The sequence below is a fragment of the Bradyrhizobium sp. USDA 3256 genome, from assembly GCF_054058275.1.
Window position 1 is genome coordinate 6,025,678 of sequence record NZ_JBSSAE010000002.1, and the last position, 12,989, is coordinate 6,038,666.

The window sequence follows — 12,989 nt, forward strand, 5'->3', positions numbered from 1 at the left end:
CACACCCCGGGTTTTTGCGGATATGCATCAAATATTCTGATCGCCCCATAACGTTTCACTGACCCGATAAGTCTGAATTGCGGCCGCTGATTCGTGAAAGCGTTTTCATAGTTTTCCTTAATCAAAGCCTCGCAACGTGACGTCGTAGTTGGCGTTTCGAGGTGTGTTGCAATGACCAGATTTTTTCGCTGCCGAAGCGGTGCGTCCGCCGTCGAATTCGCGCTGATGCTGCCGCTGTTTCTTGCCTTCATTTTCGGCATCATCGTCTTCGGCTCGTATCTCGCCATGGTGCATGGCGTTCAGCAACTCGCCGCCGAAGCGGCGCGGTCATCCATCGCGGGAATGACCGACACCGAACGCAACAGCCTCGCGACGAGCTACGTCACCGCCAACGCGTCGACCTATCCGTTGCTCGTCCCCGGCAATCTCACGGTCAATGCAGCGCCGTCTCCATCGAATGCCAACGTCTACGTCGTGACGGTCAACTACAACGCAGCCGGCAACTTCATCTACAAGCTGCCCTTCGTCCCCGCCCCGGCGAGCACGATCGTCCGCTCCGCGGCGATTCAGTACGGGGGATTCTAGGATGAGAGGCGTCCTCATGCTGATGCGGCGCTTCGGCGCCGACGAACGAGGAAACTTCGCGATGATCAGCGCCGGCCTGATGACGCTCCTGATCGGGTGCGCCGGGCTCGCCATCGATCTCGGCACGATCTTCGCCGACCGGCGCAAGACGCAGAGCACCGCCGATCTTGCCGCGATCGTCGCCGCCGCCAACCTGAACAATCCGGTCAACGCCGCCACCGCGACGGTGACGCAGAACAAGTACCCGGCCAGTGCGCTGGTCAAGGTCGAGACAGGAACCTACACCGCAAACAGCGCCATCGCGCCGCAGGCCCGTTTCGTGACCCCGGCGGTCGGCACTCCCAACGCCGCGCGGGTCACGCTGAACACCCAGACCCCGCTCTACTTCGCGCGGTACCTTACCGGCGCGAGCAGCTTCACCATCAAGACAACCGCCACCGCGACATCGACCGAAATGGCCTCGTTCGCGATCGGGTCGAGGCTGCTCTCGGTCAACGGCGGCGCGCTCAATGCGCTGCTCGGCTCGATGCTCGGCACCACGCTGTCGCTCTCGGTGATGGACTACAATGCGCTGATCAGCGCGAAGATCGACGCACTGGACTTCCTGTCGGCACTGGCGACCCGGGTCAACCTGACCGGCGTCACCTATAGCGACCTGCTGAGCAGCAACATCAAGGTCGGCGACATCGTCGCGTCCGCGCTGACCACCCAGCAGATCACCAACGGCGCCAACGCGGCGACCACAGCGCTGTCGACGATCTCCCAGGCTGTCATCGGCTCCACCACCAAGATTTCGCCGGGCACGCTGGTCGACCTCGGTCCCTTCGCCAATCTCACGGTGGGGCAGAAACCCAAGGTCGGCGCCAGCGTTTCGGTATTCGACCTGATTTCCACGGTGGCCCAGATCGCCAACGGCAACCATCAGATCGCAACTTCGGTCAATCTCGGTCTGCCCGGCATCGCCAACGTATCCGTGCTCATGACCATCGGTGAACGGCCGGTCGGCTCGAGCTGGATCGCGATGGGCACCCAGGGCGTGAGCGTCCACACCGCGCAGACCAGGATCCTGGCAACGATCAATGTGCTCGGCTCCGGCTCCGTGTCTGCGATCAATCTCCCGGTCTATGTCGAGGTCGCCTCGGGTACCGCGACGCTCAACGCTGTGTCCTGCGGCCACCCGAACATCAACACCTCGCAGGTGACGATCGGCGTGACGCCGGGGATCGTGGATGCATGGATCGGCAACGTCACGGTCGCCGACATGACCAACTTCACGACCAAGCCCAATCCGCCGCCGGCGACACTGGTCAACCTCGGTCTCGCCACCGTCACCGGCCTCGCGCATGCCGGCATGGGCAACACCACGCCGACCAATGTCAACTTCAGTTACAGCGACATCCAGTCGGGCACCAAGAAGACGGTGACGACAACCAACTTCCTTTCGTCGCTGACAGGAAGTCTGCTCGGCAACATCTCGCTGACCATCAATCTCGGCCCACTCGGGCTGCCGATCCCGGGATTGGGGGCGCTCGTCATGAGCATCCTGAACGGCGTGACGAGTTCAGTCGATCAGGTGCTGGCCTCGCTGCTCGCGACGCTCGGCATCGGGCTCGGCCAGGTCGACGTTTGGGTGCTGGGCATTCGCTGCGATGGCGCCGTGCTGGTGAACTAAAGCATGATCCGGAAAAGTGCGAAGCGGTTTTCCCTCGCGACAAACGCAAAGCGTTTGCGCGGAGATCATGCTCAAACAAGAAGCGAAAGCGCGACCATCGCGCTTGAGGAGACCGATCGCGACGGGCATCACATCGGGGGTAGGAAACTGCCGTGAGCACAACGATAAGATACAAGACCGACAGCCAACGAACGATCCTGCTGAAGCGCGGGACGATCTTCTTCCGCAACACCAGTGTCGGATGCCTTGTGCTAAACCTCTCGACCGGCGGCGCGGGGCTCGCCGTGGAAAGCGACGTCGCAATCCCGCTCGCGTTCGAGCTCGAGATCGAGAGCGAACCGATCCGGCGGCACTGCATCGTGGCCTGGCGCCTGGAGCGCCGGCTCGGCGTGACCTTCGAATCTGACCGGATGCAGCGCCCCGCAAGCGGCGCCGTCTAGATTATCCCGGCGATCACGGTATGCGGACGGGCCCGGTCGCTCCAAGCCATCGCTCCGCGGCGAATAGTTCGCCGCATGTTGAACTCATGCGGCATCGTGGTTAGCAGCCGCTGGAATATACTAGCTAATTGTCCCGATTGCCGTCGTGCTTCGACGGCGCCGGCTGCGTGGCGCTGACCGGATCGGAGGCCGGGAAGGTATCCTCCAGCCCCTCCTTCAGCCGGGTGCGAGCCTTGCGGTCGGCAGCCTGCGCCTCGTGCGGCTTCTCGGCATGCTTGTCGTGCGGGGCAGGATCGAATTTGTCGGCCATGTCGTCCCTCCATTCGGGGGGACAACGCGGCCACGCAAAAAGGGGTTCCAGAACCGCCTTGGCCCATCGCGCTGCAGCGTGTATCAGGGGCGCAAACTTTGACCTGATCAGGAACTATCCGCGTGCCCCAGGATCCCACCAAAAAGCCGCTCATCGACGTCCTGTCGGGCCACCGGCAGGCCGTGCCGCCGCTCTGGATGATGCGGCAGGCCGGCCGCTATCTGCCGGAATATCGCGAGCTGCGTGCCAAGGCCGGCGGCTTCCTCGATCTCTGCTTCACGCCCGAATTCGCCGCCGAGGTCACGCTGCAGCCGATCCGCCGGTTCAACTTCGACGCCGCGATCATCTTCTCCGACATCCTCGTAATCCCCTACGCGCTCGGCCGCTCGGTGCGGTTCGAGGCCGGCGAAGGACCCCGGCTCGATCCGCTGGCAACGCCCGGCGAGATCGCGACGTTGGCGACCCATGCCAACTTCGACACGCTCGAGCCGGTTTTTGAAGCGTTGCGCCGCGTCCGTCGCGAACTCGCCCCCGAGATCGCACTGATCGGCTTCTGCGGCGCACCGTGGACGGTTGCGACCTACATGGTGGCCGGACAGGGCACGCCGGACCAGGCACCCGCGCGGATGCTTGCCTACCGCCATCCGGATGCGTTCGCCAGGATCATCGACGTGCTGATCGAGAACTCGATCCACTATCTCGTCGGCCAGTTGAAGGCCGGTGCCGACTGCCTGCAGATCTTCGACACCTGGGCCGGCGTGCTGCCGCCGCGCGAATTCGCCCGCTGGTCGATCGAGCCGACCCGGCGCATCGTGGCCGGAGTGCGTAAGCAGGTCCCCGATGCCAGGATCATCGGCTTCCCGCGCGGCGCGGCAGGCATGCTGCCGGCCTATGTAGAGCAAACCGGCGTCGATGCGGTCTCGATCGATTGGGCCACCGAGCCGTCAATGATCCGCGAGCGCGTGCAGAGCCGGGTCGCGGTGCAGGGCAATCTCGATCCGTTGGCCCTGATCGCCGGCGGCGCCGCGCTCGACCGCGCGGTAGACGATGTGCTGGAGAACTTCGGCAAGGGGCGGATGATCTTCAACCTGGGCCACGGCATCCTCCCCGAAACGCCGATCGCCCATGTCGAGCAGATGGTCGCGCGGGTGCGCGCATATAAGGGCTGAGGCCTCGTAGCCCGGATACAGCGCAGCGCAATCCGGGTGCCTGTTGCGGTGTAGAAGGTCCCGGATTTCGCTCCGCTGCACCCGGGCTACGTCACTGCGAGTCTACCGCGCATCCTCCAAAATCATGTCGGACGCCTTCTCCGCGATCATGATCGTCGGCGCATTGGTATTGCCCGACATCAGGTCCGGCATGACGGACGCATCGACCACGCGCAGACCTTCGATACCGCGCACCTTGAGCCGCTGGTCGACCACCGCGAGCGGATCGTTGCCCATCCGGCAGGTCGAGGTCGGATGATAGACCGTGCTGCCGGTGCGCCGGCAGAAATCGAGCAGGTCGTCGTCGCTGACCACCTTGGCGCCGGGATCGACCTCGCCCACTGAATAGGATTTCAGCGCCGGTGCGGCCAGGATCTTGCGCAGGATACGGATGCCGTCGATGAAGGCGCGGCGATCGGTCTCGGTCGCCAGATAGTTGATGCGGATTTCCGGCGGCACGCCCGGGTCCGCGCTCCTGATCTTCAGCGAACCGCGGCTCTCCGGACGCAGCTGGCAGACCGAGGCCGTGAAGCCCGAGAACGGATGCAGCTTCTCGCCCATCTTGTCGGTCGAGAACGGCAGGAAGTGGATCTGGATGTCGGGCGAGGCCAGCCGCGGGCTGGTCTTGAAGAACGCGCCGGAGGTGCCGGCGGCGATCGTCAACGGTCCTTTGCGCAGCGCGGCGTAGCGGAGGCCCGCCATGACGCGGCGCACGGGATGATTGATGACGTCGTTCAGCGTGACGGTCTGCGCGCAGCGCGTGACGATGCGGACCTGCATGTGATCCTGCAGATCGTTGCCGACGCCGGGCGCATCGAGCACGATGTCGATGCCGTGCTGCTTCAACAGATCGGCGGGGCCGACGCCGGAGAGCTGCAACAATTGCGGCGAGTTGTACGCACCGCTCGATACCAGCACCTCCTTGCGCGCCTTGGCCTTGCGCAATTGCCCGTTCTGCTTGTAGGCGACGCCGCTCGCGCGCTTGCCGTCGAACAGGATGCGCTGCGCCAGCGCCGAGGTCTCGATATGAAGATTGCCGCGCGTCAGCGCCGGCCGCAGATAGGACCGCGCCGTCGAGGCGCGCCGGCCGCGCCGCGTCGTGGTCTGGAAGAAGCCCGCGCCCTCCTGGGTCGCGCCGTTGAAATCCGGATTGGTGGGAATGCCGACCTCGGCTGCGGCATGCACGAAGGCCTCCGACAGCGGATCATGATGCCGCCAATCCGACACCGGGAGCGGGCCTCCGGCGCCGTGATATTTGTCGCCGCCGCGCTGCTGATCCTCCGCCTTCCTGAAATAGGGCAGGACGTCGTCATAGCCCCAGCCGGCATTGCCGCGCTGTCGCCAGCGGTCATAGTCCTCGTGCTGGCCGCGCACATAGAGCAGGCCGTTGATCGAGCTGGAGCCGCCGAGCACCTTGCCGCGCGGCTGGAACACCTGCCGCCCGTTCAGGCCCGGCTCGGGCTCGGTCTGGTACATCCAGTTGACGGATTTTTCCTTGAACAGCTTGCCGTAGCCGAGCGGGACATGGATCCAGATGTTGCTGTCCTTCGGTCCGGCCTCGAGCAGCAGCACCGAGTGCTTGCCGTCAGCGCTCAGGCGGTTGGCGAGCACGCAGCCGGCCGAGCCGGCGCCGACGATGACGTAATCATACTCCGCCGCATCATTATTGTTGTTCACTGGTTTCCCCCGGAATTTCTTTCTTCCGGTGGTACAGACAAAGCGGCGGCTTGAAAAGACTAGCGCCCCGTTCCGATGGCATCGGCACGGGGCCCCGGATTCCTGTCTTGACGCGCTTTCTTCGTGCGAACCGGCATCCACTTCGCTCGAAAACGCTCTAGTGCCATGCGCTGAGGTTCTGGAGCAGTTGCCCGACAAGCATATTGAGCTCTTCGGCGCCGCCTGCGGCACCGAACACGTAACGGTCGGGCCGCACGATCGCCGCCACGGCACCATGTTGCCGCATCCATTCGGCGAACAGCCCGTCGCGTTCGACCACGGTCAGGATACCGCCTCGATCGGCAGTTTCGCCTGATGTGGCGATGACGACGCGCTGGCCTGACAGACGCTGCCAGGCGGCAGCGAACGCGTCCGACAGCCACGCCATCGGCTCCGCCGTCGTCGTCACGATCGCGAGTTCCGGTTTCAGCAGATCGTCGAGCCGGCACGTCCGCCCATCAGCCGCGCGCACATGCGGCTGCACGAACAGCCGCCCGGCAAGCGCAGCATCGCGCGCGATCAGGCCGGAGACGAGATCGGGGATGAATTTCTGCCTGATGGTTTCGGCCTTGCCGGCCTTCAGGTCGGCGCGCAGCCGCATGTCGCGTTCGACGGCGGCCACCGGATCGAGCTCGCCGATGATCTTGCCGAACTCCTTGGCGCTGGCGACCACGGCGCGGACATGCGGCTTGCGCTCGATCTCGTAACTGTCGAGCAGCGCCTCGCCCGCGTCGCCGCGAAGAACCAGCCGCAACTTCCAGGCCAGGTTCACCGCATCGCGGATACCGGCGCACAGTCCCTGCCCGAGGAACGGCGGCGTCTGGTGCACGGCATCGCCCATCAGCAGCACGCGGCGGTCGCGCCAGCGCCGGCCGAGCAGCGCGTGAAAGCGATAGACCGCCGAGCGCCAGATCGTGAGGTCGGAGATATCGGTGAAACCCTTGAGCAGCTTCACGACGTTGTCGGGCGCGCCGGCCGCCTCGGGGTCCTCGCCGGGCAGCAACTTGATCTCCCAGCGCCGCAAATTGCGCGGGCCCGGCACGAAGGTGCCGGGACGCGACGGCCAGCAATACTGAAAGCTCTTGGCCGGCCGCTTGGCGGGATCGCTGGTCAGCGTGTCCACCACTATCCACCATTCATCGAAGGCGAGGTCGTCGAGGCCGATGCCGAGTTGCTTGCGGACGAAGCTGTTGGCGCCGTCGCAGCCGACCAGATAGCGCGCGCGGATCAGGAACTCCTCGCCGGACTCGCGGCGCGCCGTCAGCATCACCGCGCCATCGTCCTGCTGCAGCGCCACGCCCGTGGCCGCAAGGAAAATGTCGGCATGCGGATAGTCGGCGAGCTTGTCGCGCAGCGCCTGCTCGACGTCCGGCTGCACGAAGGTCACGTTCGGAATCCAACCGAGCGGAAACGGCGGCGGCATCGGGTCGAAGATCTTGATGATCTCGCCGTCGACGCCGAGATAGTGCGAGCCGTTATGCGGGGCGATCGCCTGTTCCATGAAATCGCCGAGTCCGATCGCCTGCAGCACGCGCAGCGCCTCGTGATCGAGCGTGATGGCGCGCGGCTTGTCGTAGATGTCGGCAACGCGCTCGACGACGGCGACCCTCAAGCCGGATTTCGCGAGCAGATTGGCGAAGATGGCACCGACCGGCCCGAGGCCGACGATGGCCACGTCATGGATGGGATTATCGGCTGGCAATGACATGCTACTTCGCGAGGTAGCTCTCGAGCGTCAGCGGTTTCGGCTTCACCTGCGGCTCGCGGATCGCGACACCTTCGAACGGCGTCGCCTCCTCGAACCAGGCCTGCCGCGCCGGCAGCCCCCACGGGAACGAAATCGTATGGTCGGACGGATCCCAGCCGACCGGCTCGTTCTCGATGTCCATGATCTGGTAGTGCGTGTTGAACAGCTCGACGCGATGCCCGTCGGGATCGCGCATGTAGACATACATCGCGTGTCCCGGCCCATGACGCCCGGGGCCGCGTTCGACGGCCGCGCCATAGCCGAGTTCGCCGGCGACATCGCAGGCGTTGAGCAGATGATGAACTTCGGGCGCGAGAAATGCGAAATGATGCAGCCGCGGTCCGGCGCCGTTGAAGAACACGATGTCGTGCGGATTGCCCTTGCGCTGCAGGAACACGCCGCGCAGATCGAACGTGCCCTCGGGCGCGATATACTCGCTGAGCCGGAAGCCTGCCGCGGTGTAGAACTCGCACGCCTTGCGCACCTCCGGCGTCAGGACCTGGTAGTGATCGAGCCGCAGCGCCGAGCCGCCGGCATGGCGGGTGAATTTGGTGATCATGCGCGGCTCGACCGGCATGGTCGCGCAGAACTCCAGCGGCGTGCCGGCCGGATCGGTCGCATGCAGGGTGCGACCCTGATGCGGCACCTCGGCCCAGGCGGCCCGGCATCCCTGCGCTTCGAAGAAGGCCTTGAGCCGGTCGAGGTCATCGTCCTGAAAGACCCGCAGGCCAAGCCGCGCGCAGGTGGCGCCCTCGCCTTTGCGCAACACAAGGCTGTGATGACAGGCCTCCTCGACGCCGCGGAAATAGAGCGCATCGCCCTCCTCCGCGGTCAGGATCAGCCCGATCACCTTTTCGTAGAACTGCCGGCTCGCCGCGAGATCGCGAACGGTCAGGACGACATGGCTGGCTCGCGTGATACGAAACCCGGGATCGTGGTTCGTGGTCGGGAGGCTCATGCGCACCTTCTGGTTTTTGCCTTGCCGTTCGCGGGAACCCGACTCATTGCGAAAAACCCGCGGTGGATCAAGCAGCGCGGCGTCAGGCCGGCTTTGCCGCTCCGTGACCTCGCGTCACGCATTTGTATCGATTTGTTAGCAATGCCTGCCGGTGGAACCGAAGGAGGGGCCCGCCGCGACACGGTCCGTTCCAATAGTTCATAGTTTGTCAAAGGTTTGCAGAGAATTCTTCGCCACTGCGCCATGGCCAAACCGGGCAGGCAACGTAGTGATGCGTACCCATCTGAGATCATATTTCGCGACCCTGTTCGCGGGCGACCTCGCGGCCTTCGGTGCACCACCGGCGGATGAAGCGCTTGTCGGCCACATCCGCGCCGAACAGGTCTCGCTGGTGCTCGGCTATTCCTTCGGCATCATGCTGGCCAACGCCTGCAACGCGCTGGTGCTGGCGATTGCGCTGTGGCAATCACCGGACTGGGCCTTTGCGCTGGTGTGGGCGGCCGCGGTGGGCAGCGCGGCGCTGTTCTTCGGCCTGCAGGCGCGGGCATCGCGCCGCATCGCCAAGCCGCAATTCGTGTCGCGCCGGACCATGTACCGGCTGGTGCGCAATGCGCTGGCGCTCGGGACGGCCTGGGGCGTCGTCCCCGTCGCGTTCTTCGCGAACGCATCGAGCGGCGCCCAGCTCGTCATCACCTGCCTGTGCGCCGGAATGCTGGCCGGCGGCGCCTTCGCGTTCTCCACCATCCCGATCGCCGCGATTGCGTTCACCGCGCCGATCTTCGTCGGCACCGCGATCTGCCTCGGCCGGGACGGCGATTTCGTCTACCTCCTGATGGCCGTGCTGGTGCTGGTCTACGGTTCGGTGCTGCTGCGCGGCGTGTTCGTCAACGCGTTCGAGTTCAGGCGCCGGATCATCGCCCAGCACGAGGCCGAACGGACGGTGAGGCAGGATCCGCTGACGCATCTGCCGAACCGCGTCGCCTTCAATGAAGCGCTCAACGGCGCACTGAACCGGCTGGCGCGGTCGGGCGAGGAATTCGCGGTGCTGCTGCTCGATCTCGATCGCTTCAAGGAGGTCAACGACAGGTTCGGCCATCCGGCGGGCGACGAGTTCCTGGTGCAGGTGGCGGCCCGGTTGCAACGCTGCACCCGCGCGGCCGAACATGTCGCACGGATCGGCGGCGACGAGTTCGCGCTCATCATGTCGAATCTGACGAGGCCCGAGGAGGCGCTGGCGATCGCCGAACGGTTCGTCGCGGCCTTTGCCGACCCGTTCCCGATCGACGGGCTGGAGGTCAACCGCACCATCAGCATCGGCATCGTGCTCGCGCCCCGGGACGGCAGCACGTCCCACGACCTGCTCAAGCATGTCGACATCGCGCTTTACCGGGCGAAGAAATCCGCCCCCGGCACCATCTGCTTCTTCGAGGCCAGCGACGACCGGTCGGCGCGCGACCGCCGCGCCTTGCAGCGGGATCTCGAGCACGCGATCGAGGCGGACGAGCTGTTTCTGGTCTACCAACCGTTCCTCGACATCCGCAAAGGCCGCGTCACCGGCTTCGAGGCCCTGCTGCGCTGGCAGCATCCGACGCGCGGCCTGATCCCGCCGACCGTCTTCATCCCGATCGCCGAGGAGAGCGGACTGATCCACCAGCTCGGCGAGTGGGTGATCCGCCGCGCCTGCACGATGCTGTCGCGCTGGCCGGATGACATCCGGATCGCGGTCAATTTCTCCGCGGTCCAGTTCCAGAATGTCGGCATCCTGCAGACGATCGTCGATGCGCTGGCCGAGGCGAATGTCGCGCCGAGCCGTCTCGAGATCGAGATCACAGAGTCGATGCTGATCTCGAAATATGGATCGGCGCCCGCGATCCTGCACGCGCTGCTCGAGCTCGGCCTGACGGTCGCGCTTGACGATTTCGGCACCGGCTTCTCGTCGCTGACCTATCTGCGCAAGCTGCCGTTCAGCCGCATCAAGATCGATCAATCCTTCATCCGGGACATGCTGACCCAGCCGGACTGCGCCGCGATCGTCAAATCGGTGATCGGCCTCGCGCAGGAGCTGCAGATCGGCGTCGTGGCCGAAGGCGTCGAAACCGCGGATCAGCTCGAATATCTGCGCCAGACCAGCTGCGACGAGGTCCAGGGCTATCTGATCGGGCGACCGATGTCAGGCAGCGAGATCTCCGCACTGCTCGATCACGATCCGCAGCACTCGGTGCACGCGGCGTAGCCCTGATCGGACGCCGCCCGAGCGCCGCTCGGTTGGGTCAGAGCGCGTCCGACCGATGCAGGGTATCGACCGTGATGGTGCCGCGGGCACGCGAGACGCAGGCGCAGATCTTGCGGCTCTCCTGCTTCTGATGGTCACTGAAGAAGACGTCGCGATGGTCGATCTCGCCGTCGACATCGACCACGTCGAGTGTACAGACCCCGCATTCGCCGCGCCGGCAGTCGCTCATCACCTCATGACCGGCTTCGTTGAGCACGTCCAGCATCGACCCGTCGCGCGGGATGACGAACTCGGTCCCCAGTTCGGTCCCTTGGCCCCTGAGCCGCACGCGGAACGGCTCGGTCGGCAACAGCCCGCTCGATCCAAAGGTCTCGTAGCGCAAATCGGAGAGCGGGCGACCTGATGCCTCCCAGGCGCGCCGCGCCGCGTCCAGCATCCGCATCGGGCCACAGAACAGCGTCATCGTATCCTGCGGCAGCGCCGCAAAGACGCCGCCGAGGTCGAGCCGCCTGCCTTCGTCGCCGGCATGAACGGTGAGGCGGTCGCCGAGCGCACGCTCGAGCGTGTCGAGACAGACCACATCGCCGCGCGTGCGCACGGCATAGTGCAGCGTCACGCCGGCGTCGCGGCGGGTCAGCACCTGTGCCGCACCGACGATCGGCGTGATGCCGATGCCGCCCGCGATCAGGCAATAGTGCCGCCGCGTCCAGTCGAGCTGCACCAGCGAGGCGGGCTGCGTGATGTTGAGCCGCGCCCCCGGCGCGAGCGACCACATGTAGCGCGAGCCGCCGCGGGAATCCGCTGCGCGCCGAACTGCGATCCGGTAGCCCTGCGGATCGACTTCGCCGACCAGCGAATAGGACCGCGTCTGCGGCTGGCCTTCGATGGTGACGCCGACATCGATATGGCTGCCGACGGGATAGGGCGCACCCGCCGCGCCGCCCAGGGAGAGCTGGCGACGACGTGGCGCGATTTTCCGAGACGATGGGAGAAGCAGCTAGGCCGCGCTGGAGGCGGTCAGCGGATCGAAGTCTGGACTCTTCAAGAGCCTGCGCAATTTGCCGGAGGCGCCGGCGCGCGGCCTACGAGTTCGACGCCGCGCGGGTCGAAGCCGACTGAACATCCTTGATGTTGACCACCACGGCGATGCGCTTGATCGTGCCGCTGCGGTAGGCCTGCAGGAACTTGTCGTAGTGCTTGACCGAGATGCAGCCGTTGGAGTCGCCATTCGGTCCGAGCATGTAGCTGTGGACCAGCAGGCCGACGCGCCCGAACGTGTCGCTGCCATCGACCGGGGTCATGCGCAGCGCGGGCACGCCGTGGAACAGCTTTTCACGCGGCTTCATCTCATAGATGCCGGGCGGCGTCGCGCCTGCGTTGCGGGCATTCACGTGCGCCGGGTCGTCGAGCAGATTGCCGAGGCCTGAATGCGCCTCGAACTTGGTGCCGTCGGGCATGTACACGATGCGGCCGGTGATGTCGTAGACCGCCGTCGTGCTGTCATAACCGAGCTTGCCGAGATCGGGACTCGGACCGGACAACAATCCGTCATTCGGATCGAGCGAGGCCAGCTGCAGCTTGCCCGGCATCATATCGGCGATCTTCTGCAGGAATGTCCGGTTGTCACCCTGCTGCACCGGCGCCTGCGGCGGTGGCGGCTGATCGTTACGCGCAAGCAGATTGGCCTCGGCCGGCCGCGACCGCGGCATCGGCACGGAGGACGTCGTCGCTGCGGTCGTGGCAGCGACGGACGCCGTTGCCGACTGGCTGGTCGGCAGTTCGGTCTGCGTGTCGCGCAGCTGGCCGGCCAGCGCGTCCTCGATCTGGCCGAACTCGGAATTGAAATCGCCGCGGCTCGAACGGAACCCGCGGCGCAGTGGATAATAGAGTGAGGCCGAATTGATCGTGGAGCGCGAGCCGAAGCGATCGTCGAAGTTCAGCGAGGCTGAGGTGTTGGCGAGCGCCGGACCGTGAAGCCATGCGGTGGGGTCGATGCCGACCATCCAGGCGGCAAGGCCAGACGACAGGGCAAGCGCGCTCACGGCAAACGCCGTGCTGCCCACCAGTGACATGCCGCGGCTCGACTTACGCCGGGCAGCTTTCGTCGTTCGTTGACCCAT

Annotated in this window: 11 protein-coding genes; 5 read left to right on the forward strand and 6 right to left on the reverse strand. The window is 65.4% G+C overall.

Features of this window, described 5'->3' with window-relative positions; translation table 11 throughout:
* Positions 1-171: 171 nt before the first annotated feature.
* The 3 genes from ACVWY5_RS30415 to ACVWY5_RS30425 all read left to right on the forward strand — a co-directional run bounded on the left by ACVWY5_RS30415 (position 172) and on the right by ACVWY5_RS30425 (position 2,697).
* A complete protein-coding gene (locus ACVWY5_RS30415) occupies positions 172-585 on the forward strand; it encodes a TadE/TadG family type IV pilus assembly protein (protein ID WP_028333249.1) in 414 nt (137 codons plus the stop codon).
* 1 nt (position 586) lies between these two features.
* Positions 587-2,257 carry a pilus assembly protein TadG-related protein gene (locus ACVWY5_RS30420; RefSeq protein WP_028333250.1) on the forward strand — a complete coding sequence of 557 codons (1,671 nt, stop codon included), beginning with the start codon at positions 587-589 and terminating at the stop codon, positions 2,255-2,257.
* Between the two features lie 152 nt (positions 2,258-2,409).
* Complete coding sequence (locus tag ACVWY5_RS30425; RefSeq protein WP_321176714.1) at positions 2,410-2,697, forward strand: PilZ domain-containing protein; 288 nt, start codon at positions 2,410-2,412, stop codon at positions 2,695-2,697.
* A 124-nt stretch (positions 2,698-2,821) separates the two neighbouring features.
* Here ACVWY5_RS30425 and ACVWY5_RS30430 read toward each other — a convergent pair whose 3' ends face one another.
* On the reverse strand, positions 2,822-3,007 hold the full coding sequence (locus ACVWY5_RS30430; protein WP_028333252.1) for a hypothetical protein: 186 nt from the start codon (positions 3,005-3,007) through the stop codon (positions 2,822-2,824).
* A gap of 122 nt (positions 3,008-3,129) precedes the next feature.
* Between ACVWY5_RS30430 and hemE the strand changes: the two genes are divergently transcribed.
* The gene (gene hemE, locus ACVWY5_RS30435; protein WP_028333253.1) at positions 3,130-4,176 is read left to right on the forward strand and encodes a uroporphyrinogen decarboxylase; all 1,047 of its coding nucleotides are present in this window, start codon (positions 3,130-3,132) and stop codon (positions 4,174-4,176) included.
* A gap of 102 nt (positions 4,177-4,278) precedes the next feature.
* Here hemE and ACVWY5_RS30440 read toward each other — a convergent pair whose 3' ends face one another.
* The 3 genes from ACVWY5_RS30440 to ACVWY5_RS30450 all read right to left on the reverse strand — a co-directional run bounded on the left by ACVWY5_RS30440 (position 4,279) and on the right by ACVWY5_RS30450 (position 8,636).
* Positions 4,279-5,892 (reverse strand): choline dehydrogenase, encoded by a 1,614-nt coding sequence (locus tag ACVWY5_RS30440; RefSeq protein ID WP_028333254.1) that lies wholly within the window; start codon positions 5,890-5,892, stop codon positions 4,279-4,281.
* Between the two features lie 157 nt (positions 5,893-6,049).
* Entirely contained in the window at positions 6,050-7,639 is a 1,590-nt protein-coding gene (mhpA, locus tag ACVWY5_RS30445) for a bifunctional 3-(3-hydroxy-phenyl)propionate/3-hydroxycinnamic acid hydroxylase MhpA (protein ID WP_028333255.1), read from the reverse strand.
* 1 nt (position 7,640) lies between these two features.
* Positions 7,641-8,636 carry a VOC family protein gene (locus ACVWY5_RS30450; protein ID WP_028333256.1) on the reverse strand — a complete coding sequence of 332 codons (996 nt, stop codon included), beginning with the start codon at positions 8,634-8,636 and terminating at the stop codon, positions 7,641-7,643.
* 271 nt (positions 8,637-8,907) lie between these two features.
* Here ACVWY5_RS30450 and ACVWY5_RS30455 point away from each other — a divergent pair, with 271 nt between their 5' ends.
* Positions 8,908-10,869, forward strand: a complete 1,962-nt coding sequence (locus tag ACVWY5_RS30455; protein ID WP_028333257.1) for an EAL domain-containing protein — start codon at positions 8,908-8,910, stop codon at positions 10,867-10,869.
* A 37-nt stretch (positions 10,870-10,906) separates the two neighbouring features.
* Here ACVWY5_RS30455 and ACVWY5_RS30460 read toward each other — a convergent pair whose 3' ends face one another.
* Positions 10,907-11,842 (reverse strand): PDR/VanB family oxidoreductase, encoded by a 936-nt coding sequence (locus tag ACVWY5_RS30460; RefSeq protein WP_321176722.1) that lies wholly within the window; start codon positions 11,840-11,842, stop codon positions 10,907-10,909.
* 109 nt (positions 11,843-11,951) lie between these two features.
* Positions 11,952-12,941 carry a DUF2778 domain-containing protein gene (locus ACVWY5_RS30465; RefSeq protein ID WP_028333259.1) on the reverse strand — a complete coding sequence of 330 codons (990 nt, stop codon included), beginning with the start codon at positions 12,939-12,941 and terminating at the stop codon, positions 11,952-11,954.
* Positions 12,942-12,989 lie beyond the last annotated feature (48 nt).

Excerpts from the sequence above, each read along its gene's own strand:
- ACVWY5_RS30415 (WP_028333249.1), top strand. The coding sequence starts at position 172 with ATGACCAGATTTTTTCGCTGCCGAAGCGGTGCGTCCGCCGTCGAATTC.
- ACVWY5_RS30420 (WP_028333250.1), top strand. The coding sequence starts at position 587 with ATGAGAGGCGTCCTCATGCTGATGCGGCGCTTCGGCGCCGACGAACGA.
- ACVWY5_RS30430 (WP_028333252.1), bottom strand. The coding sequence starts at position 3,007 with ATGGCCGACAAATTCGATCCTGCCCCGCACGACAAGCATGCCGAGAAG.
- mhpA (WP_028333255.1), bottom strand. The coding sequence starts at position 7,639 with ATGTCATTGCCAGCCGATAATCCCATCCATGACGTGGCCATCGTCGGC.
- ACVWY5_RS30450 (WP_028333256.1), bottom strand. The coding sequence starts at position 8,636 with ATGAGCCTCCCGACCACGAACCACGATCCCGGGTTTCGTATCACGCGA.
- ACVWY5_RS30455 (WP_028333257.1), top strand. The coding sequence starts at position 8,908 with ATGCGTACCCATCTGAGATCATATTTCGCGACCCTGTTCGCGGGCGAC.
- ACVWY5_RS30465 (WP_028333259.1), bottom strand. The coding sequence starts at position 12,941 with ATGTCACTGGTGGGCAGCACGGCGTTTGCCGTGAGCGCGCTTGCCCTG.